Below are 19,662 nucleotides of genomic sequence, written 5' to 3' on the forward strand. Positions count from 1 at the left end.
CTCAATTCTCGCTGCTGAAATGGCCTGCGGCAATGCGGCATTGCCGACGGGTCCGTCTTCTCCGGCCGCCGGCCGGCCGCGGTACGGACCGCCTGCGGGCCCCGTTCCGGCCGCCGCCGGGCTGCTTCAGGCCCGCCGCCGGGCCCTGCCCTGCCGCTCCCGGGCCGTCGCCGGGCCGGTGTCCCACCGCTGTCCGACGGCGTTTCAGCAGTAATCACCGTGCGTGAGGTGGCTGACTGTCGGTGCCATCGGGTTGCATGGGGGGATGGACGATCAGGAGCTGCGCGCCGAAGCCGACGCCGTTCTCGCCGGTCTCGTCGGTGGCCCCGGCGGGCCGGCCCGGCTGCGCGAGGACCAGTGGCAGGCCGTGGCGGCGCTGGTGCGCGAGCGCCGCCGCGCGCTGGTGGTGCAGCGCACCGGCTGGGGCAAGTCGGCGGTGTACTTCGTGGCCACGGCGCTGCTGCGGCGCCGCGGCGCGGGCCCCACGGTGATCGTGTCGCCGCTCCTGGCCCTGATGCGCAACCAGGTCGAGGCCGCGGCGCGGGCCGGCATCCGGGCCCGTACGATCAACTCGGCCAACCCCGAGGAGTGGGGTGCCATCCACGAGGAGGTCGAGCGCGGGGAGACCGACGTGCTCCTCGTCAGCCCCGAGCGGCTGAACTCCGTGGACTTCCGCGACCGGCTGCTGCCCGAGCTGGCCGCCACGACCGGCCTGCTCGTCGTCGACGAGGCGCACTGCATCTCCGACTGGGGCCACGACTTCCGCCCCGACTACCGGCGGCTGCGCGCGATGCTCGCCGACCTGCCCGCGGGCGTGCCCGTGCTCGCCACGACCGCGACGGCAAATGCGCGCGTGACCGCCGACGTCGCCGAGCAGCTCGGCACCGGCGGCGGCGAGGCCCTGGTGCTGCGCGGCCCGCTGGACCGGGAGAGCCTGCGGCTCGGCGTGGTCCGGCTGCCCGACGCGGCGCACCGCCTCGCCTGGCTCGCGGAGCACCTGGGTGAGCTGCCGGGCTCCGGGATCGTCTACACCCTCACCGTCGCCGCCGCCGAGGAGGCCGCCGCCTTCCTGCGGCAGCGCGGCTTCCCCGTGGCCTCGTACACGGGGCGCACGGAGAACGCCGACCGGCTGCAGGCGGAGGAGGACCTGCTGGCGAACCGGGTCAAGGCGCTGATCGCGACCTCCGCGCTGGGCATGGGCTTCGACAAGCCGGACCTGGGCTTCGTCGTCCACCTCGGCTCCCCCTCGTCCCCGATCGCGTACTACCAGCAGGTGGGCCGCGCCGGCCGCGGCGTCGACCACGCCGACGTGCTGCTGCTGCCCGGCCGGGAGGACGAGGCCATCTGGCGCTACTTCGCCGACACCGCCTTCCCGCCCGAAGCGCAGGTCCGCCAGACCCTCGCCGTGCTGGCGGACGCCGGCCGGCCGCTGTCCGTCCCCGCCCTGGAAGCGGCCGTCGACCTCAGGCGTACGCGGCTGGAGACGATGCTCAAGGTGCTCGACGTCGACGGGGCCGTCCGGCGGGTCAAAGGCGGCTGGACGGCGACCGGGCGGGAGTGGGAATACGACACCGAGCGGTACGCGTGGGTGGCGCGCCAGCGCGCCACCGAGCAGCAGGCCATGCGGGATTACGCGGGCACGCCGGGCTGCCGTATGGAGTTCCTGCGCCGCCAGTTGGACGACGAGGGGGCGGCGCCGTGCGGGCGCTGCGACAACTGCGCGGGCCCGTGGATCGGCGCGGGCGTCTCGGCGGAGGCGCTGACCGGGGCGGAGAAGGAGCTGGACCGGCCGGGGACCGAGGTCGAGCCGCGCAGGATGTGGCCCACCGGCATGGCGGCGCTGGGTATCGACCTCAAGGGCCGCATCCCCGCCGGAGAGCAGGCGGCCACCGGCCGTGCCCTGGGACGGCTCTCCGACATCGGCTGGGGCAACCGGCTGAGGCCGCTGCTCGCGCAGAACGCGCCCGACGCGCCTGTCCCGGACGAGGTGCTGCGCGCGGCGGTCGACGTCCTCGCCGACTGGGCGCGCTCCCCGGGAGGCTGGGCATCGGGCGGAGAGGGGGGCACCGCGCGGCCGGTGGGCGTCGTCGCCGTGCCGTCCAGGAGCCGGCCGCTGCTGGTCGGCTCGCTCGCCCACGGCATCGCGACCGTCGGGCGCCTGCCGTACCTCGGCATGCTGGCGTACGCGGACCCGGACGGCGGCCGCACCGTGCGCCGCAGCAACTCGGCCCAGCGCCTCGCCACGCTGACCGGCACCGTCACCGTCCCCGAGGACCTCGCCGCCGCGCTCGCCGGCACCCCGGGACCGGTGCTGCTCGTCGACGACTACACCGACTCCGGCTGGACCCTCGCCGTCGCGGCCCGGCTGCTGCGCCGGGCGGGAGCCGAGGCGGTGCTGCCGCTGGTCCTCGCGGCGAGCGGCTGAGGCGGGCGGGGGCGGGGGAGGGGCGTCGGGCCTCAGCCGCCGAGCGGCTGGGCGAGCGCGACGATCACGCCGGCCGGGCCGCGGAGGTAGCAGAGCCGGTAGGCGTCGTCGAAGTCGGCCAGCTCGCCGATGAGTTCCGCGCCGTGGGTGTGCAGACGGGCGATGGTGTCCTCGATGTCGCCGACCGTGAACATGACGTTCCTGAGGCCGAGTGTGTTCGGCGGGGCCGCCTCCGGCTGCGTCCTGATGACAGCCGGTGAGTCGAACACCATCAGCTCCAGCCGGTTGTGGCCGTCCGGGGTGCGCATCATGGCGATCTCGACCCGCACGCCGTCGAGCCCGCAGACGCCGTCCACCCACCGCCCCGCGACCGGTGTCCGGGTTTGCAGCTCCATGCCGAGTTCGGTGAAGAACGCGACGGCGGCGTCGAGGTCGTCGACGACGACGCCGACGTGGTCCATCCGCTGAAGGGTCACGGGCCGAGCATAGGCGCGCGGTCCGGCGCCGCCGGGCTGCCGCACCGGACGGGCCGCGCGGTCGCTACGGCTTGCGCAGGAGGTAGAGGAAGTAGCCGAGGTGGTCGCGGACGAAGGTGCGGAACAGCGGGATCGAGGCATCCATCGCCGCGGTCGTCTCGATCCCGAAGTGCTCCTGGATCTCGTCGTGGTGGTCCCGGTAGAGAACGGTCATGACCTCGCCGTTCATGATGACGTCGTGGGTCTGGTTCTCCAGCCTGACGAGCTCGAAGCCCGCCTCGTACACCAGCCGCAGCCCCTCCGCGAGGGACAGCGGTGGCGGCGACGTCCACAGCCGCCGGAACGTGTCCAACTGCGTGCGCGACGGTTCGCCACGAAGCGTGAACTCCGTCATCAGGAACCGGCCGCCGCTCGGCAGCACACGCCACGCCTGGCGCAGCGCGCGCAGGCGGTCGCCGATGTGGGCGAAGGAGTCGATGGCCCAGGCCGCGTCGAACGCCCCGTCCTCGTAGGGGAGTTCCAGCGCGTCGGCGAGTGCGAACGACACCCGGTCCGTGAGCGACGCGGCGACGGCCCGCTCCCGTGAGCGGGCGACCTGCGTCTCGCTGACGGTGATCCCCGTGACCCGTGCTCCGGTGCGCTCCGCCAGGCGTACGGCAGGACCGCCGGTGCCGCTGCCGACGTCGAGCACGTGGTCGGTCGAGCGGGGCGCCAGAGCGTCGATGTAGTAGTCGGTCTGGCGGTCCATGGCCAGGTCGGCCAGTTCCCCGAGGGTCGTCGCGGGAAGGGCCGGGCCGCCCGCCGACCAGCGGCCCACGTGGATGGCGGACGTGCCCTGCGTCAGGTCGTACAGCGGGCCGAAGCGGTCGTACGCGGAACCGACCTCCTCCGGCGACGGGGGAGCGGAATCGCTGTCGTGCGCGTCGGATGACATGGCGCGTGGCCCCTTCGTATCGGCGGACGTCGCCTTCCCCGCGTCACCGTAGAGCCGGCCCGGGTGGCTGGGCCCGAACCGAACCGGCCAATGCGCGCATTGGCCGGATCCCCCGGGTCCGGGAGGGTCATGGCATGCCCCGGTCAGGGGTTATCCACAGGGGTCGCGAATCCCGCGGCGACACGAAACCCTCGTGTCATGACATCGCACAACGAAACGCAGGTCGTGCTGCGCAGCCCGGCGGAGCTGGCGGACGCGCTGCCGTATCTGATGGGCTTTCACCCTGACGACAGCGTCGTCCTCGCCGCGCTGCACGGTGAGCGCGGACGCTTCGGCGGCCGGCTGCGGCTCGGCATCCCGCCGGACCGCGAGGGCTGGCCGGACGTGGCCGCGCAGCTCGCGGAGTGCCTCATCGAGGGCAGCGCGAAGCGGGGCGACAAGCCGGACGGCATCGTCGTCTTCCTCTGCCAGGACGCCGCCCCGGGGGAGCGGCCGCATGAGGTGATGGAGCGGCTCAGGCCGCTCGCCCAGCGCCTCCGGGTGGCCTGCGGACGACTGGAGGTGCCGGTGGTGGAGGCGTTGTGCATCTCCGCCGGACGCTTCTGGTCCTACCTCTGCCCGGACGAGCGCTGCTGCCCGCCCGAGGGCACGGAGCTGGTCGCTCCGGGCAGCTCCGCCATGGCCGCCGCCGCGGCGTACGCGGGCGTGCAGAAGCCCGGGTCGCTGCGCGCACTCCGGAGCAGGCTCGCCCCCCGGCATCCGGACGCGGACCGGCAGACGCGGGCGCTCGACGCGGCCGGCGGCGCGCTCGTGCCCAGGATCCTGGAGCAGTCCGGCCGGGAGACCGTGCGCGCGGAGACCCTGGCGCTCACCGACCGGCTGATCGCCCGGCTCGCCGAGGCTCCGCCGCCCGCGGGGGAGGCGGCGGCGGACACCGATGCGCGAGACGACGCGCTGCTCACCGACGACGAATGCGCGGACCTCGTCGTCGGGCTGCAGGACCGGCTCACCCGCGATCGCGCCGCCGAGCGGATGGAGGGCACGGAAGCGGCGGGCGCGCTGCGGCTCTGGCGGGCGCTGGCCCGCCGCTGCGTCGGGGCGTACGGGGAACACGCCGCGGCGCCGCTGTCGCTCGCCGGCTGGGTGGCGTGGTCGAGCGGCGACGAGGCCGCGGCCCGGGTCGCCTTCGGCTGCGCGCTGGAGTCCGACCCGGAGTACCTGTTCGCACGGCTGCTCCACCAGGCGGTCAACGAGGGCCTGGACCCGGAGCCGTTGCGGCGCTCCCTGCGCCGTCAGCGCGAAACCCGGGACGCCGCCTCGCCGGCGCCGGCCACGGAAGCGGGGCGCCCGCCCTCCGGGGCGCCACCGCGCCGGTCGCGGGCACGGCCGCTGTGCCTGCCGCCGGCGCGGCCGTCGGGCCGCGGATCCCGCCGTCCGCCCGGCCGCCGCGCGTCGCGCCGCACCGCCCGGCGCCGTGACGTGCGGAGCAAGGAGTAGCGCGTGCGGGACGAGAGCGGCACGGGGCAGCCGGAGGGCCGCACGCGTGACCTGGAGGGGCTCGTGGGCGTTCTCACGGCGGCGGCCGGTCGCCGCCTCGTCCGTCCACGGCTTCCCGAGAGGACTGCCGCGTGTCTCCCAGCCTTCAGCAGCCGCGTCAGCGGCCCCCCGTCCCGGGCCCCGCGCACGATGCGCTCGTCTGCGTCGCCATGCCGGCGTTCGCCGTCTCCGCCCGCCACGGCCAGCTCGACGGCAACGGACTCGAAGGGTTCTACCGGGCGGGGCGCAGGCTGGTCGGACGGCTGCGGCTGCGGGTGGGCGGCGTCGAGCCGCTGCCCGTGCAGGGCCGGCGCGCGGGGGCGGACCGGGTGCGCTTCGTGGGCACCGTGCGCACCGGTGCGGAGTCGGGGCCGGACCCGGCCGTGGTCGTGGAACGGGTGCGGCACGCCGCCGGCGTCGAGCGGATCACGCTGCACAGCAGCGCCACCCGCGTGCTGCGGCTGACGCTGGAGGCCGAGCTGGGCACGGACCTGGCCGAGCTGAGCGCGGTCGCCGCCGGCCACGACCGCCGCGAAGTCCCGGCCAGCGTCCACGAGTCGGGCCTGCGCTGGCGCCCGCCGGCGGCGCCCGCGGATTCCGGCCGGGGAGCGGACACCGCTCGCGGGGACAGCGGGGGAGCGGGAGCGTGCGCCACGGATCCGCCACGGGCCGGCACCGGGGACGGCGGGGGCGTGACCGGCGCCGGAGCGCCTGGCGGCGAGGGGTGCGTGGACGCCGCGGGCGGGAGCGACGGGCGTGGCGGCGGGCCACGCGGCAAGGGCGTGGCGGGTGTTGCGGCGCGCGGGGGCGGCGGGCCCGGCGGTGGACCGCGCGGGCGTGCGGCGGCTCCCGGGCGCGGGCCCTCCGGCGGTGCGCGGGGGGCCACGGCCGGAACCGGCGGAGAAGGAGGGGGCGGGGGTGGGGGTGGGGCCCCCGGGGTGGGGGCGCTGGTGAGTGCGGAGCCGCCTCCCGACGACGTGATCGCCGCGGCCGGGCTGCTGCGGTGGCACCTGGAGCTGGCGCCGGGCGGGTCCCGCACGCTGGAGCTGCGGATCGGCCCGGACCAGGCGGGTCCGCGGGAGCTGCCCCGGGTGCCGTGGTCCCCGGCCGCGGCGGCGGGCGACCACCCGGGGATCGCCCCGTTGCTGGGCACGGCCCTCGACGACCTGCGCACCCTGCTGCTGCGCGACCCCGCGGAGCCGGCCGACATCCACCTCGTCGCCGGGGTGCCGTGGCGGTGCGCGCTGGCTCCCGCCGACGCGCTCTGGGCCGCCCGCATGCTCCTTCCGCTGGGTACGCGCCTGGCCGCCGGCACCCTCCGCGCCGTCGCCCGCACCTGGCCCGCGGTCCCCGCCGGAGGCGCTCCCGGCGCCGGCCGGCTGCCCGGCACCCTCCGGGACTCCGGCCCGCATCTGCCCCCGGCGGCCACCGGCGTCGAGGCCACCCTCCTCTTCCCCGCCGTGCTCGCCGAGGCCCGCCGCTGGGGGCTGCCCGAGAGGGATCTCGACGGACTCCTGCCCGCCGCCGAGAGCTGCCTCGCCTGGCTGCGCGACGCCGCGGACGGCCGCGGCTACGTCCCCGACCCCGCCCCCGGCGGCCCGTACCGGTGCGAGACCCAGGCCCACGCCCACCGCGCGGCCCTCCTCGGCGCCGAACTCCTCGACGCCTGCGGCCGTCCCGGAGCCGAGGACTGGCGGCAGTGGGCCGCCGGCCTACGTGAGCGCTTCCGCGCCGACTTCTGGACGGAGGACACCGCCGGCGGCAGACCCGCGGCGGCCCTGGGCCCCGACGGCCGCCCTCTGACCCACCTCGGCAGCCCCGCCGCGCATCTCCTGCCCACCACCGCCGACGCCCTCGTCCCCGCCCCCGCCGCCACCGCCCTCGCCGCCCCGGGGCCCGCGAACCCCGCCGGCTCCGGCCCGGCCGACCCCGGCGCCGAGAGCCCCGCCGACCCCGGCGGCGACGGCACCGCGGGCCCCGGCACCGCTGCCACCGGCACCCCCGACCCCGGCGGCGACGGCACCGGCCCTCCGGCCGCCGGCCGCGCGCCCGGACTTCTCGACGGAGACCAGACCGGCCGGCTCGCCCGCCTCCTCGGCGGCCCCGCCCTGGACTCCGGCTGGGGCCTGCGCAGCCTCGGCGCCGCCGAGCCCGGCTTCAACCCTTTCGGCCACCGCGCCGGCGCCGTCCACGTGCACGAGACCGCGGTGGCCGTCTCCGGCCTCTTCACCGCGGGCTACGACAAGGAGGCCGGCGTCCTCCTGCGCGGACTCCTCGACGCCGCCGCCCACTTCGGCCACCACCTCCCCGAGATGTACGCGGGCGACCAGCGCACCGCCGGCGGCGCCCCGCTCCCGCACCCGGCCGCCTGCCGCCCGTCCGCCGTCGCGGCGGCCGCCGCCGTGCACGTCCTCACCGCGCTCGCCGGCGTCGTCCCCGACATCCCGGCCGGCGCCGTCCGCGCCCGTCCACCGCGCACGGCCCCGCTGGGCGCGCTGCGGCTCACCGGCTGGCGGCTGGCCGGCGAGTCCTTCGCCGTACGGGTCGACGGCCTCGGCCGGGCCGTCGTCGAAAAGTCCGCCACCGGGCTCCGGCCCTGCTTGTGAACCGCCGCTCCCGTCCGTCGGCCCGTCTCCAGGGAAGTCCTGATTATCGTCAGGCAGACGACTAAGATCCCCGCCATGCCCCCCTACGAGCCGTCCGCCTACCCGCCGTTCGCGGTGACCGTCGACCTGGTCGTGCTCACCGTGCGACGGCACGCCCTGAGCGCCCTGATCGTCCGCCGCGGCGAGGCGCCCTTTCAGGGCCGGTGGGCGCTGCCCGGCGGCTTCGTCCGCGAGGAGGAGGACCTGGCCGAGGCGGCTGCCCGCGAACTCGCGGAGGAGACCGGTCTGCACGCGCACGGCCCGGCGGAGGAGGGCACCCCCGCGTACGCCGCCCACCTCGAACAGCTCGCCACCTACGGCGATCCCAAGCGCGATCCGCGGATGCGCGTCGTGAGCGTCGCCCACCTCGTGCTGGCCCCGGACCTTCCTGCGCCGCGTCCCGGCGGCGACGTCGGAGGCGCCCGCTGGGCACCGGTCGAGACCCTGGTCGGGCCCGCCGACGGCGACGAGGAGCACCCTCCGCTGGCCTTCGACCACCGCCGGATCCTCGCCGACGGCGTGGAGCGCGCCCGGTCCAAGATCGAGTACTCGTCCCTGGCCACGGCGTTCTGCCCGCAGGAGTTCACGGTCGGGGAGCTGCGCCGGGTCTACGAGGCGGTGTGGGGCGTCGCCCTGGACCCGCGCAACTTCCACCGCAAGGTGACCGGCACCCCCGGCTTCCTGGTGCCCACCGGCGGTACCACCACCCGCCAGGGCGGCCGTCCCGCGCAGCTCTTCCAGGCGGGCGGCGCCACGATCCTGAACCCCCCGATGCTGCGCCCCGAGGTCTGACCACCGGATCGCGCCCGCTCCCACCGTGCCGTCCCACCGCGCGCGGAGAGACTGCCCCGGGCCCGGGGGCGGCCTGTCCCGCCCGTCCGGACATACGAGTCGTACGAGCACACATCCACGACGCCGCACCGCGCCCCGGGGTGAAATCCCGGTCCCGCCGCCCCTCCTGCGCAATCATCCCTGTATATCGGATATCGGCTGATTTCGGGAGGTGCGGTGATCCAGGCCATCGGACTCACGAGCAGGCCCCGCGGCGGCCGCCCGCCGGCGGTGCGCGACCTCACGTTCGAGGCCGAGGCGGGCACCGTCACCGCGCTGCTCGGCGAGCCCGGCGCGGGAAAGACCGCCGCGCTGCGCCTCATGCTCCAGTTGGACAACGGCCGCGGCATCACGCTGTACGACGGCCGCCCGCTCAGCCGGCTCCTCGCCCCCGCCCGCGAGGTCGGATCCGTGCTCGGCGACGTCTCCGGTCACCCCGCCCGGACGGTGCTCAGTCACCTGCGCATGCTCGCCGCCGCGGTGGGCGTCCCCGCGGCCCGCGCCGACGCCCTCCTCACGCACGTCGGCCTCGACGCGCTCGCCGACGACCGCCTCGACGCCCTCTCCCTCAGCATGGACCGCCGCCTCGGCCTCGCCACCGCGCTCCTCGGCCAGCCGCACTCCCTCCTGCTCGACGACCCCGTACGCGATCTTCCCCGCCGCGAGGCGGCGTTCTACTACGCCCTGCTGCGCGAACTGGCCGCCGCCGGCGTCTGCGTCGTGCTCGCGACCGCCCAGCCGCGCGTCGCCGCCCGCTTCTCCGACCGGGTGCTGACGCTGCGGTCCGGGCGGCTCGTCGCCGACGAGGAGGCCGAGGAGTTCGCCCGGCTGCGGCTGCGCCCCTGCGTCCTCATCAGGACGCCGCAGTCCGAGCGGTTCGCCAGCTATCTGACCCGGCAGGCGAGCACGCCGGAGCGGCGCATCGAGGTGGTGCGCCGCGACGGCGGTGCCCTCGCCGTCTACGGGACCGACAGCGCGGCCGTCGGCGAGCTTGCGTACCGCAACGGCATCCTGCTTCATCAACTCACCGACTCCTCCCACGAGTCCGTCCTCACCGCCGCCTCCGGGGCGGACGCGCCGGGCGCCTCCGCGGCCTCTCCCGCCGCCACGGCCACCCTGGAACCCGGCACTGACACGGGCGCCGGGTCCGCGGACGCCGGCGACACCCCGCCCGCCGGGACCCTCATCCCCGCCCCCGGCGCCGCCCGCGACGGCACCACCCACGGCACCCCCCGTGGCACCGCCCCCGGCCCCGCTCATGACGCCGCTCCTGACACCGCCTGCGACACGGCCCCCGACGACACTCCCCTCGCCGGCCCGCTGCGCCGCCGCTGGTTCCCCGGCCCCGCCCAGCCCCTGCGCTACGAGCTGCGCCGAGCCGCCTCCGGCTCCCGCCTGCCGCGCGTCGCCGCCGCCGGCACGCTCGTCGCCTCCGTCGCCGGTGCCGCGCTCCTCGCGCACTCCGCGGGCGGCTCCGCGGTCTCCGACGCCCCCGCCGTCCGCATGCTCACCGGCTGGGCGCCGGTCTTCCCCCTGCCGCCCGCCGCGATCGGGGCCGGGCTGCTCGGCGCGCACGCCTTCGGCCAGGAGTTCAGCTTTCCCTTGCTCACCCCGGCCATCGGCGCCGTGCCGCGCCGTCTCGGCCTGCTCTTCGCCAAGCTCGCCGTGAGTACGGCCGTGGCGGTGCTGCTCTTCGTCGCGGCGCTGCTCGCGGACGCCACCGCGCTGCTCGTGCTCTTCGGCGACGTCGTGGACATGCCCGCGGACGGCAGCCGGCAACTGCTGAGCTGGGCGGTCGTGACGGTGGGCTGCGCCTGGACCGGGGTGCTGGCCGCCGGGCTGTTCAGGTCCGCGTCGCTGGGGCTGGCCGCCGTGCTCACCGTGCCCGTCGCCGTCGCCCCGGGCGTCCACGCGCTCGCCGGCACCGGGGCCGTCCGCCGCCTCGGGGAACTGCCGCTGCAGCTCATGCGCGTGCTGCACATCCCGCGGCCCGGCGGCGGACTGCACCCCGGCGGCGTGTTCGGGGTGCCCGCCCAACCCTTCGGACACGCGCTGGTGTTGTCGCTCTGCGCCCTCCTCGGCGCGTACGTCCTCACCGCGGGCCGCACCCGTTCCCTGGGGCGCGCGCTGGAGCGGAGCGGGTGTCCGAGTTTCGTACGGAAGGTTTTCAACTCACCAGGTGAATAGCCGGTTTCCCACCGATTTGCTGCCGCGGCGGCGTCAATGGAGGGACGCTGGGCGATCACCCTTTCGTGTGCTTTTCACCAAAGCCCTCAAGGAGGCGGGGACGTCCGCCGACAAAGGTTTCGTGAGTACCCTTGCGCAGACCATGATGACGGCCCGTTCCTCCGAGTCCGGCTTCGCCGGCCACGGGGATCTGGACCGCTACCCGTACGCGGACGGCCCCGCGGCGGCCGCCCCCGCCGCTCCCGTCCCCCCGGCCGCCACCCCCGCCCCCGGCCCCGCCGCGCCGCCCGCCACCCCTGCCCCGCCGCCCGCGTGGGAGGGCGGGGATCCGGAGATCGGCCGCGTCGGCCGCCGGGCGGCGACCAGCAGGGGCCGTGGCCTCCACGGCCAACTCGTCCAGCAGCTCGGCCAGATGATCGTCTCCGGCGATCTGGGCGCCGACCGTCCGCTCGTGCCCGAGGAGATCGGGCAGCGCTTCGAGGTCTCCCGCACCGTGGTGCGCGAGTCCCTGCGCGTGCTGGAGGCCAAGGGCCTCGTCAGCGCCCGCCCCAACGTCGGCACCCGGGTCCGCCCGGTCAGTGACTGGAACCTTCTCGACCCGGACATCATCGAGTGGCGGGCCTTCGGCCCGCAGCGCGAGGACCAGCGCCGGGAGCTGTGCGAGCTGCGCTGGACGATCGAGCCGCTGGCCGCCAGGCTCGCCGCCGGGCACGGCCGCGGCGCCGTCCAGCAGCGCCTGACGGACATGGCCGAGATCATGAGCCACGCGCTGGTGCAGGGCGACACGGTCACGTTCGCCCGCGCCGACGCCGAGTTCCACGGGCTGGTCCTGCAGGTCGCGGGGAACCGGATGCTGGAGCACCTGGCCGGCGTGGTCACCGCGGCGCTGCAGGTCTCCGGCGGCCCCGCCGGCGGCTGTGACCGCCCGAGCGAGGCGGCCCTCGCCCACCACGTGCACATCGTGGAGGCGCTGGGCAGCGGCGACGGCGCCGCCGCCGAATCGGCCATGCGGCAGTTGCTCGGCGTGCACACCGAGATCGGCACGGGTGACCGCGTCGTGCCGGCGCCGCGCGAACACTGACGGCGGGACGCAGGCGCGAGGCCCCCGGCCCGCGCGGCCCCGCGGTACGGGCACGACACCGCCGCCGGCCCCGCCAGGGGACGGCGGCGCCGTGCTCCGAGCACCCGCCGACCACTCCCTGCCGGCCGGCCTCTGCCGTCAGCCGGGCCCGGGACACCCCCGGACGGCCCCGGGAGCACACGGCGGGCAGCCACCCGGCCACGTACCGCGACACCCTGCCCCGGCGCGCAGGAGACCCCCCGGAGATCACCCCGCGCACCCCCGGGGACGCCGGAACGCCGCAGGACCACCCGTCCGGGCGCCCACCGGGGTGAACGGCCCCGCCATCCCTCCACCGGCTCCGCGCACCCCGCGCCCGCCGGCGCACAACCCCCGGGGCAGCGGGGGTGCGGCGCGCTCCACCCGGGCACCCACACGCCTGCCGGGCGCCCGGACGGGCGGGCGCCTGCCCGGCGGCTTTCGTGCGTCCGGGCCGGCGGCGGTAGATTGTGACCTGGGCCACGTGGATTGGGCGTAACGCTGTGCGGGAAGGCGCGATGACCTAAGAGGTGGTGGCGCACATATCGCGGTTCCGCCTCTACACCGGTGGTCCATCCCCGCCACCGGTCGTTCCCATCGTTTCGAGAGGTTGTTCGTGTCGGCCAGCACATCCCGTACGCTCCCGCCGGAGATCGCCGAAGCTGAGTCCGTGATGGCACTCATCGAGCGGGGGAAGGCCGAAGGGCAGATCGCCGGTGATGACGTGCGTCGTGCCTTCGAGGTTGACCAGATTCCGCCCACCCAGTGGAAGAGCGTCCTGCGCAGCCTCAATCAGATCCTCGAAGAGGAGGGTGTGACACTGATGGTCAGTGCCGCAGAGGCGCCCAAGCGCACCCGCAAGAGCGTGCCGGCGAAGACCCCGGCGAAACGGACCGCCACCAAGGCGGTCACCAAGCAAGCCGTCCCCGCCAAGACCGCGACGAAGAAGCCGACGGCCACGGCCACGGCGCACGCGGTCCAGGAGGCCCCCATGGACGATCCGGTGCCCGCGGGCCTGGGCGACCCGGCGGACGAGCCGGAGAAGAAGGCCGCCGCCAAGAAGACCACCGCCAAGAAGACGACCGCCAGGAAGACCGCGGCGAAGAAGGCCCCGGCGAAGAAGGCCGCGGGCAAGAAGGCCGCCGGCAAGGACGGCGAGACCGGTGCCGACGGCCCGGAGGCCGGCCCCCTGGAGAAGGAGGAGCCGCCCGCCGAGGCCGAGGCGGAGGGCTTCGTCCTCTCCGACGAGGACGAGGACGACGCCCCCGCGCAGCAGGTCGCCGCGGCCGGTGCCACCGCCGACCCGGTCAAGGACTACCTGAAGCAGATCGGCAAGGTCCCCCTGCTCAACGCCGAGCAGGAGGTGGAGCTCGCCAAGCGCATCGAGGCCGGCCTCTTCGCCGAGGACAAGCTCGCCGCCGCCGACAAGCTGGCGCCCAAGCTCCGCCGCGAGCTGGAGATCATCGCCGAGGACGGCCGCCGTGCCAAGAACCACCTGCTGGAGGCCAACCTCCGCCTCGTGGTCTCCCTCGCCAAGCGCTACACGGGGCGCGGCATGCTCTTCCTGGACCTCATCCAGGAGGGCAACCTCGGTCTGATCCGCGCCGTCGAGAAGTTCGACTACACCAAGGGCTACAAGTTCTCCACGTACGCCACCTGGTGGATCCGGCAGGCGATCACCCGCGCGATGGCCGACCAGGCCCGCACCATCCGCATCCCGGTGCACATGGTCGAGGTCATCAACAAGCTGGCCCGCGTGCAGCGCCAGATGCTCCAGGACCTGGGCCGTGAGCCCACCCCGGAGGAGCTGGCCAAGGAGCTGGACATGACCCCGGAGAAGGTCATCGAGGTCCAGAAGTACGGCCGCGAGCCCATCTCCCTGCACACCCCGCTGGGCGAGGACGGCGACAGCGAGTTCGGCGACCTCATCGAGGACTCCGAGGCGGTCGTCCCGGCCGACGCGGTCAGCTTCACCCTGCTGCAGGAGCAGTTGCACTCCGTCCTCGACACGCTCTCCGAGCGCGAGGCGGGCGTGGTCTCCATGCGCTTCGGGCTCACCGACGGACAGCCCAAGACCCTGGACGAGATCGGCAAGGTGTACGGCGTCACGCGCGAGCGCATCCGCCAGATCGAGTCCAAGACCATGTCGAAGCTGCGGCACCCGTCGCGCTCGCAGGTGCTGCGCGACTATCTGGACTGAGCCGGGCGGCCTTCAACGCCTCCGACCTGCCATGCGGCGGGTCGGAGGCGTTTTGCCGGCCGTTGCGCGCCGCCCGTCCGCGTGTCCGCGATACGCGCAGAAGACGGTATGTATCCATGAACTCTCCCGGAATTGACGCCACTTGCCGGGCATGACAATCTCGGATGCCCAGGGAGGACATGACTCATGAGTAGTGCCATGCCGTGGCACGCGGACCATCCTGTGCTGGCTGCCTTACGCCGTCGCCGGGAAAAGGGGCATACGCACGACAACCCCGTGGACGACCTCAAGATCGGGCTGGCCGTCGAGGGGGGCGGCATCCGGGGCGTCGTCTCCGCCGCCATGCTCTGCGCACTGGAGGACTGCGGCCTCAATCAGGCGTTCGACACCATATACTCCGCTTCCTCCGGAGCCATCAACAGCGCCTACTTCCTCAACGGCGAGACGTGGTATCCGCTCTCGATCTACTACGACGACCTCGCCACCCGCACGTTCGTCGACTTCCGGCGTGCGCTGCGAGGCCGCATCATGGACCTGGACTACGCGTTCGAGGTCGTGGACAACGTCAAACCTCTGGACTACGAGAAGGTCATCGCGTCCCCGACCAGGCTCCACGTCGCCGTCACCCTGGTCGACGAGATCCGCACCGCCGCCGTCAACGACTTCACCTCGCGCGCGGACCTGCGGTCCGCCCTCGTCGCCAGCGCCTGGCTGCCCGTCGCGCTGCGCGGCACGGCCGACTTCCGCGGCTCCCGGGCGGTCGACGGCGGCGTCCTCACCCCGCACCCGTACAAGCTGGCGCTGGAGGACGGCTGCACCCACGTGCTCTCCCTGAGCACCCGCCCCATCCAGCCGCCCGCGCAGAAACTGTCGGTTTCGCAGCGCTGGGCGATCCGCCACCTGGACCGCATCCGCGCCGGCCTCGGCAAGGGCTATGGCGAGGCCATCACCCGCTACCGGGACGAGCGCGTCATGCTGCAGCGGCGGATGACGGAGCCGGGTGACGCCCCGTACGTGCTCGACCTCGCGCCCCTGTCGTGGATGCCGCAGGTGAAGCGGCACGAGCTGGATCCCGGCCGGATTCTCAGCGGCGCCCGCGGCGGGTACGAGGTGATGTTCTGCGCCGTCGAAGGCAAAGACCCCGCGCTGATAAGGAACGGCCGCATTCGTGCCGTACCCCAACTGACCATCGTGACGAAGGATGATGCCAACAACCGGCAGCGCGCGTAATCTCCGCGCCATCATCCGCGCCCTCTCCGCGGCTTCGCCCGCACAGGTCGCGGCCGGGGCCGCGGCCCCGGAAGAGAACGAGTTATGCACCTGGGGCCCGGAGGACTGGAGCCGAGTCCTTTTCGCCCTGCCGTTCGAGGCGCACAGCTTCAGCGGCGAGTTCGAGCTGTCCTGGGAAACGGTCATCGAACAGGTGGCCCGCTGGCGTACGGAATTCGCCGCGCGTCCGGCGCCGTTTCGCAGCGAGTTCCGGTCGGTCGGCGGATATCTCGGCCTGCTCCTCCTCACCCTCGTGTCGCTGTCGCACTCCTACCAGCGCCGCTACGACCAGGGTGAGCGGGCGTCGCACGACTGCGCGGCCCTGTGCGTGCCGGCGGTCGCGGACCCGGCGGTGCGGGACGCGATACGGACGCTGTACGCGCCCGACACCCCGATCCCCGACGTGGAGGGCAGCGCGGACGAGGACCCCGTGACGCTCGACGCGTGGCGCGATGTCGACATGGAGACCCTGCGCTTCCACCGCCACGGCACCACGTCGTTCATCCTGACCGGCCTCCCGCTGCGCCAGGCGCACGGCCGGCGCATCCCGTTCGCCCTGAAGTGCATCGTCTACCCGTACCTGAGGGTGCCGACCATCGTCCGGGCCACCCGTGAATACCGCTCGTCCTACGGCGACGTCCGCGCGGGGGAGGAGGCGGCGACCGAGGCGCTGCCGCTCGCCCGCGCGTGGGCGAGCAGCGGGCGGTGGATCCTCATGGACTTCGTGCCCGGCGAGACGCTCGCGGAGTATCTGGACCACCAGCCGGACAGTCCGCGCATCCGGCTCGATCTGCTCCGCGACCTCGGGCCGCGGCTGCTGGGGGTGCTGGACGCACTCGACCGGTGCGGCCTGCGCCACGGCGACCTCTCGCCCTCCAACATCATCCTCAGCGGCTCGGGTCCCGGACCGGGCGGCGGCAGAGGGCTCGGGGACCGCCGCTTCGTCCTGATCGACCTCGGCGTCAACTACCTGTACTCCCACGCCGTCCCCGGCTCCGGCGGCCCGGACGCGGCGTTCGTCGCGCCCGAGGTGCGCAGCGAGACCATGGCGGTCGATCCCCGGCAGGCCGACCTGTACTCCGTCGGGCAGCTCCTGATCGAGATCGGCAGCGGTCACCACGAGCAGGCCGGAGCAGGCGTGCGCTCCGTGACCGTACCCGACGCCTTCTACGCCGAGACGCCCCTGCTGGCCCGCTTCATCGAGGACCTCACCGACCGCGTCCCCGAGAACCGGCTGCTGCTCTTCCGGCCCACACCGGGGGAACGGCTCTACCCGCAGTTGCTGCACTTCTACGAAGAGGAGCTGGCGGCCGTCGAGGCGACCCGCGCGGCCAGCGCCGGCACCCGCTTCGTCCGTCTGTACACGCCGCTCGCCGGGGCGCCGCGGCAGCAGCTCCAGATGTGGCGGATCCGGCGCACCCAGTCGCTGTACCACGACCCGCACCGCGGCATGCACGTGCGCTGGCTGCTGTTCTTCTCCTGGCTGTCGGCGGTGGCCTGGTACGTCGCGGCGAGCATCGTCATCACGTACTGGCTGCGCGATCTCAACTGGAGCTGGGGCAACAACTACGTCACGCTCCTGCAGCGCACCAACAGTGCGGGCGAGGAGGAACTGCCGCTGCTCGACGGGCTGCGGCTGGACGGCTACACCGTCCCCGACCACTCCGCCAACGCCCCGGTGCGGCTGGTCGGCATGAGCTTCCTGCTGGCCGGTGCCCGCTACTACCAGAACCTCTTCGCCGGCCTCACCCCGCTCGTCGCGGGCCGCCGGCAGGGGCGGCTGAGCCGCCGGGCCATGCTGGCCGAGGTCGCGATGCGGCTGTTCACCCTCATCCCCGCGGTGCTGGTGCTGTCGGCCACGCTCTTCCACCGCGACTGGTGGCCCATCTGCACCGCGATCGGCATCCTCTGCACCGCCCTGGGCAACGCCGCCTGCCTGGTCTTCGCCCGCGCCGCCATCGCCGAGGCCCGCGGCAGGCAACTGGGTACGATTCCGCAGGGCCGGATCGCCGGCCTCGACGCGCTCTACAGCTGGACGCTGACGGCCGGTTTCTACTGCGTGGCCTGCTGGGGCATCGGGCTGTCGATCTACGCGGGCACCGCGAAGGACGTCTACATCTACGCCGGCTCCGTGGCCGCCATCAACATCGTGATCTTCTACCTCGCCCGGTGCAGCGGCAGCGCCGCCGACGAGGTACGCACCATCCTGACCCGCGCATGCCTCGCCTCCGAACGGCTGCGCCACCTGCCGGCCCCGGCGGCGGTGGCACCCGCGGTGACGGCGGCCCCGGCGGCCTCGCCCGCGACGCCGTGACCGCGGGCCCCGGGCGCCGCCAGAAGCCGCGGGTCGTCCGGATGCCACGCCGCGGCAGGAGCCACGCCACCGCAGGTCGGGCGGGGTGTTCGAGGCTGCGCCGGCCACACGGCTGACGTGCGGCCGGCGCCCTGCTGCCCGAGGCTGGGTGCACGACCGCCCGCGCCCCACGCCGTCAGGGAGACCTCATGCGCCTGTGCCTTCGCCCGATAGTCGCCGCCGCCGTCGCCGTGCTGCTTCCCCCGGCCGTGCTCGGGCAGGCACCACCGGCGGCGGCGGACGGCGTGGTGGTCGGCGGGCGCCCGGTGCACATCGACGACAGCCCCTGGACCGTCGCGCTGACCAGCCGGAAGCTCTTCGGCGACCAGCGCTCGGGGCAGTTCTGCGCCGGCGTGCTGGTGTCCGCGAAGGTGGTCCTGACGGCCGCGCACTGCCTCGGCGAAGAGACGCTGGGCGTGCACTGGAGCAAGGCGGGGGATCTGAGCGTCGTGGCCGGCCGCGGGGACCTCGCGGGCACCGGAGGCGAGGAGCTGGCCGTCGAGGGGGTGTGGGTGAACCCCGCCTACGACGGCCGGACCAACGCCGGTGACGTCGCCGTGCTGCGCCTCGACCGCCCGGCGGCTGCCGGGAAGTCCCTGAAGCCGGCGAAGGAGCCGGACGACCCGGCCTACCGGCCGGGCTCGCCGGCCCGCGTCTACGGGTGGGGGGACACCGGGGGGACGGCGGACCACCCCGCGACGCTGCAGGCCGCGGATGTCGAGGTGCTGCCGGACGCGGTCTGCGAGCGGGCGTACCCGGGCGATCGCCACGGCCGCTATCTCGCGGCGTCGATGGTCTGCGCCGGACTGATGCGCGGCGGCCGGGACGCCTGCCAGGGTGACAGCGGCGGCCCGCTGGTCGTACGGGGACGGCTGGTGGGCCTGGTCTCCTGGGGCGAGGGGTGCGGTGAGAGGGGCCGCCCGGGCGTCTACACACGCATCTCAGCGGTCGCGGGGACCGTCACGGCACACACACTCCGGAAGGGCTCCTGAGGAGCACACGAGCCGGCCTCGCCGCCCCTACGGCGTCCTGTGCCGTACGGGTCGCGCCGCCCGCTCATCACCGGACGCGCCGCGCCGTGCCGGCCGTACGGGCCCGTACCACCCCGGAAACCGACGAGGCGGCCACCCCCTGCGGGAATGACCGCCTATCCGGCCCGGGGGCCGCACGAGGCTCGTCGGGCTGACGTCGGAGCGTCAGCGTTCGTCGGCGGATGCCGACGCCGGAGTGGCCTGGAGCCGCTCCGTCTCGTCCTGTATCTCGGCAGCGATCTTCTTGAGCTCCGGCTCGAACTTACGGCCGTGGTGCGCACAGAAGAGCAGATCCCCGCCGCTCGTCAGGACAACACGCAGGTAGGCCTGGGCTCCACAGCGGTCGCACCGGTCGGCGGCCGTCAGCGGGCTTGCGGGAGTCAGAACAGTAGTCACGTCGCCTCTTCTCTAGCTCGACGAGCTGTCGTACCAGGGTCAACATCCAACCAGGCCGAAAACGTTCCCGCTCGTGGCTCGGGATCGGGAAAGCCTTCCTCACCAGGGCCGATGTCGCCAGGTGGCGGCGGATGAGCCGTAGTGCTTGTCGTGCTTGTGCGGTATTGAGCGTCTTTGGTCCCTTTTGGCCTCCCCGGCTGGGTTGCCGGTTGTTCATGAGGACGTGCCCGGAGCCTAAATGGTTCATGCGTGTAAGGGAACGTGATAAACGAATCACCCC

Annotated in this window: 13 protein-coding genes; 10 read left to right on the forward strand and 3 right to left on the reverse strand. The window is 74.5% G+C overall.

What is annotated here, in order from left to right:
* Positions 1-265: 265 nt before the first annotated feature.
* Positions 266-2,425, forward strand: a complete 2,160-nt coding sequence (locus I003_RS0111845) for a DEAD/DEAH box helicase (protein WP_027771732.1) — start codon at positions 266-268, stop codon at positions 2,423-2,425.
* 32 nt (positions 2,426-2,457) lie between these two features.
* Here the strand turns inward: I003_RS0111845 and I003_RS0111850 are convergent, their stop codons facing one another.
* Positions 2,458-2,901 (reverse strand): VOC family protein, encoded by a 444-nt coding sequence (locus tag I003_RS0111850; protein ID WP_199784280.1) that lies wholly within the window; start codon positions 2,899-2,901, stop codon positions 2,458-2,460.
* A gap of 64 nt (positions 2,902-2,965) precedes the next feature.
* The gene (locus tag I003_RS0111855) at positions 2,966-3,835 is read right to left on the reverse strand and encodes a methyltransferase domain-containing protein (RefSeq protein ID WP_027771734.1); all 870 of its coding nucleotides are present in this window, start codon (positions 3,833-3,835) and stop codon (positions 2,966-2,968) included.
* 198 nt (positions 3,836-4,033) lie between these two features.
* Here I003_RS0111855 and I003_RS0111860 point away from each other — a divergent pair, with 198 nt between their 5' ends.
* The 9 genes from I003_RS0111860 to I003_RS0111900 all read left to right on the forward strand — a co-directional run bounded on the left by I003_RS0111860 (position 4,034) and on the right by I003_RS0111900 (position 18,947).
* Positions 4,034-5,332, forward strand: coding sequence for a DUF4192 domain-containing protein (locus I003_RS0111860; RefSeq protein WP_027771735.1), 1,299 nt, complete (start codon positions 4,034-4,036; stop codon positions 5,330-5,332).
* Positions 5,333-5,541: 209 nt separating this feature from the next.
* Positions 5,542-7,977 carry a glycogen debranching N-terminal domain-containing protein gene (locus I003_RS0111865; RefSeq protein WP_037720673.1) on the forward strand — a complete coding sequence of 812 codons (2,436 nt, stop codon included), beginning with the start codon at positions 5,542-5,544 and terminating at the stop codon, positions 7,975-7,977.
* A gap of 75 nt (positions 7,978-8,052) precedes the next feature.
* The gene (locus I003_RS0111870; protein ID WP_027771737.1) at positions 8,053-8,808 is read left to right on the forward strand and encodes an NUDIX domain-containing protein; all 756 of its coding nucleotides are present in this window, start codon (positions 8,053-8,055) and stop codon (positions 8,806-8,808) included.
* A gap of 216 nt (positions 8,809-9,024) precedes the next feature.
* Positions 9,025-11,034: an ATP-binding cassette domain-containing protein gene (locus tag I003_RS0111875; RefSeq protein WP_027771738.1), complete on the forward strand. Its 2,010-nt coding sequence runs from the start codon at positions 9,025-9,027 to the stop codon at positions 11,032-11,034.
* A 67-nt stretch (positions 11,035-11,101) separates the two neighbouring features.
* Positions 11,102-12,115, forward strand: coding sequence for a FadR/GntR family transcriptional regulator (locus I003_RS0111880; protein ID WP_027771739.1), 1,014 nt, complete (start codon positions 11,102-11,104; stop codon positions 12,113-12,115).
* Positions 12,116-12,743: 628 nt separating this feature from the next.
* Positions 12,744-14,333 carry an RNA polymerase sigma factor gene (locus I003_RS0111885; protein WP_027771740.1) on the forward strand — a complete coding sequence of 530 codons (1,590 nt, stop codon included), beginning with the start codon at positions 12,744-12,746 and terminating at the stop codon, positions 14,331-14,333.
* 276 nt (positions 14,334-14,609) lie between these two features.
* Positions 14,610-15,563 carry a patatin-like phospholipase family protein gene (locus I003_RS0111890; protein ID WP_027771741.1) on the forward strand — a complete coding sequence of 318 codons (954 nt, stop codon included), beginning with the start codon at positions 14,610-14,612 and terminating at the stop codon, positions 15,561-15,563.
* The gene (locus I003_RS34195; protein WP_106966278.1) at positions 15,535-17,916 is read left to right on the forward strand and encodes a protein kinase family protein; all 2,382 of its coding nucleotides are present in this window, start codon (positions 15,535-15,537) and stop codon (positions 17,914-17,916) included. Before I003_RS0111890 ends, I003_RS34195 begins: the two co-directional genes overlap by 29 nt.
* 188 nt (positions 17,917-18,104) lie before the next feature.
* On the forward strand, positions 18,105-18,947 hold the full coding sequence (locus tag I003_RS0111900; RefSeq protein ID WP_027771742.1) for a serine protease: 843 nt from the start codon (positions 18,105-18,107) through the stop codon (positions 18,945-18,947).
* A gap of 204 nt (positions 18,948-19,151) precedes the next feature.
* Here the strand turns inward: I003_RS0111900 and I003_RS0111905 are convergent, their stop codons facing one another.
* The gene (locus I003_RS0111905) at positions 19,152-19,382 is read right to left on the reverse strand and encodes a DUF7455 domain-containing protein (RefSeq protein ID WP_027771743.1); all 231 of its coding nucleotides are present in this window, start codon (positions 19,380-19,382) and stop codon (positions 19,152-19,154) included.
* Positions 19,383-19,662 lie beyond the last annotated feature (280 nt).

The organism is Streptomyces sp. CNQ329, from assembly GCF_000482585.1.